The sequence below is a fragment of the Dietzia cercidiphylli genome (genome assembly GCF_014145145.1).
Lineage (GTDB): Bacteria > Actinomycetota > Actinomycetes > Mycobacteriales > Mycobacteriaceae > Dietzia > Dietzia natronolimnaea.
The window spans coordinates 1-2566 of sequence record NZ_JAALEA010000166.1 but is presented as its reverse complement, the minus strand read 5'-3'; the positions used below and the strand labels follow the sequence as shown (position 1 = coordinate 2566).

The window sequence follows — 2566 nt, the reverse complement described above, 5'->3', positions numbered from 1 at the left end:
AGCGGTACCCCGGCCCATCCGCCACCCGCCACCCCGTCCACACCCTGTACCTGCCCGCCGAGCGCGTCCACGCCGGCGTGGTGGCCGAGGTGGGCGCGGCCGCGCTCGACGCGTTCGACACCCACCTGCCGGACGCCGCCGCGCTGGTGAGAGTGTTCGGAGACGTGGTGGCAGGGGAACCCGGCACCGGGGGCGACGACGACGAGGCGCGCACCCACTCCGAGGCCGCATCCCTCCACGCGCTCGTGAGGAGCAAACTCGAGAGGGAACCCGTCGAGGACCTGCGCATCGACTTCGAGGACGGCTTCACCCAGCGCGGGGTGCCCGCCGGCGACCGCGACCGCGACGAGGACGCCCACGTGGACCGGGTGCTGGCCGAACTACTGGTTGGGCAGAGGGCGCGGTCGGAGCAGTCGGAGCAGTCGGCAGCTGCGGGGCAGGGGCCGACCTCGTCGTCGTCGCTGTCGTCGCCCCTGGTGGCACCGCTCCCCGCGTTCTGGGGGCTGCGGTTCGGGTCCCTCGACCCGCAGACCCGCCGACGGGGGATCCGCACCTTCTCCCGGTTCGTCAGCAGGCTCGCGGCGGAGGGTGGGCTGCCCCGCAGCCTGCCGAGCGGCTTCCGCCCGACCCTGCCCAAGGTCACCTCGGTGGACCAGGTCGACGCGATGGTCCGGATGTGCCGTGAGCTCGAGCAGGCCTGCGGACTGGCCGAGCGGAGCATCGGGTTCGAGATCCAGATCGAGACCCCGCAGTCGATCTGCGGGCCCGACGGCTCGGCAATGGTGGCGCGCCTGGTGCACGCGTCCGATCGACGCTGCATCGGGCTGCACTACGGCACCTACGACTACTCGGCCGCCTGCGGGATCGCCGCCGCGTACCAGGCGATGGACCACCCGGCCGCCGACCACGCCAAGGCCGTCATGCAGGTCGCCGCCGCCGGGACCGGGGTGGCCCTCTCCGACGGCTCCACCAACCGGCTGCCCGTGGGCGAGCCGGACGCGGTCCTCACCGCCTGGCAGCTGCACGCGCGTTTGGTCGACCGTTCCCTGCGCAGGGGCTTATACCAAGGCTGGGACCTGCACCCCGCGCAGCTGGTCTCCCGCTACGTGGCCACCTATGCCTTCTACCGCCGCTCGCTGCCCAGTGCCTGTGCCCGCTTGTCGGCCTACCTCGGCACCACTCCCGACGGCGCCCCGGTGTCGGCGGGATACCTCGACGAGCCGGCCACCGCCCGCGCACTGGCCGATTTCTGCGTCCGCGCGCTGGACTGCGGGGCCGCCACTGCCGGGGAGGTGGCCGAGCTTGCCGGTGTGGACAGGGCCACTCTCGACCGGCTGCGGCGCCCGGGCCTCGAGCAGCCCCACCCCGAGCACGCCCCCGACCAGGCGGAGACCACGACATGAGCGCACGCGGTGTCCCCGAGATCGTCTTCCGCGCGCACCGGGCAGTGGTCGGCTCCGAGATCGTGCCGGCCTCCGTGACGGTCTCCGGCGGGATCATCCTGGCCGTCGAGACCGGTCCCGCGGCCCCGACCTCTCCGACGCCGGCAGGCACGGACGTCGTGGACCTGGGTGACGACGTGGTGCTGCTGCCCGGACTGGTCGACACCCACGTCCACGTCAACGAGCCCGGCCGCACCGACTGGGAGGGATTCGCCAGCGCCACCCGCGCCGCCGCGTGCGGCGGGGTGACCACCCTGATCGACATGCCGCTCAATTCCAGCCCGGTGACCACCAGTCCCGCCGCGCTCGACGCCAAACTGGTCAGCACTACCGGGAAACTGCACGTGGACGCCGGATTCTGGGGTGGAGCCGTGCCGGAGAACCTCGGCCGGCTGCGCGAACTCTGGGACCGCGGGGTGTTCGGGTTCAAGTGTTTTCTGCTCCACTCCGGGATCGACGAATTCCCGCCTCTCGATGCCTCGCAGATGCTGGCGGCCATGGAGGAGATCGCCGGGTTCGGAGGGCTGCTCATCGTCCACGCCGAGGACGCCGGGACCATCGATGCACAGCCCCCACCGTCCGGGCCCGCCTACGCGGGATTCCTGGAGTCCCGACCGGTCTCCGCGGAGGTCCGCGCGGTGGCGCAGGTGATCGACGGTGTCCGCCGCACCAGGTGCCGGGCCCACATTCTGCACCTGTCGGCCGCCGACGCCCTGCCGCTGATCCGGGCGGCCAAGGCGGAGGGACTGCCTCTGACGGTGGAGACGTGCCCGCACTACCTGTCGCTGTTCTCCGAGGAGATCCAACCGGGCGCCACCCACTACAAGTGTTGCCCGCCGATCCGCGAGGCAGGCAACCGCGAACGGCTGTGGGAGGGGCTGCGCGACGGGACCATCGACCTGGTGGTCTCCGACCATTCGCCCTGCGTCCCCGAGCTCAAGCGGTTCGACAGCGGTGACTTCGGCCAGGCGTGGGGTGGTATCGCCTCAGTGCAGTTGGGCCTGCCGATCATCTGGTCCGAGGCGAGGCTGCGCGGACTGGGCCTGCCCGACGTCGTCCGGTGGATGTCGGCCGGCCCCGCCGAGTTCGCCGGGCTGGCCGACCGCGGCGCGATCCGCCCCGGC

The 2566-nt window shown here is 72.4% G+C and carries 2 protein-coding genes; both read left to right on the top strand.

Annotated elements, in window-relative coordinates; all coding sequences use genetic code 11:
- The coding region (locus tag G6028_RS06595; RefSeq protein ID WP_182658390.1) for a DUF6986 family protein at positions 1 to 1403 on the top strand (1403 nt) is incomplete at its 5' end.
- Positions 1400 to 2566, top strand: a 1167-nt coding sequence (gene allB / locus G6028_RS06590; protein ID WP_182658389.1) for an allantoinase AllB, incomplete at its 3' end; no start/stop codon positions are given. The genes G6028_RS06595 and allB, both read left to right, overlap by 4 nt.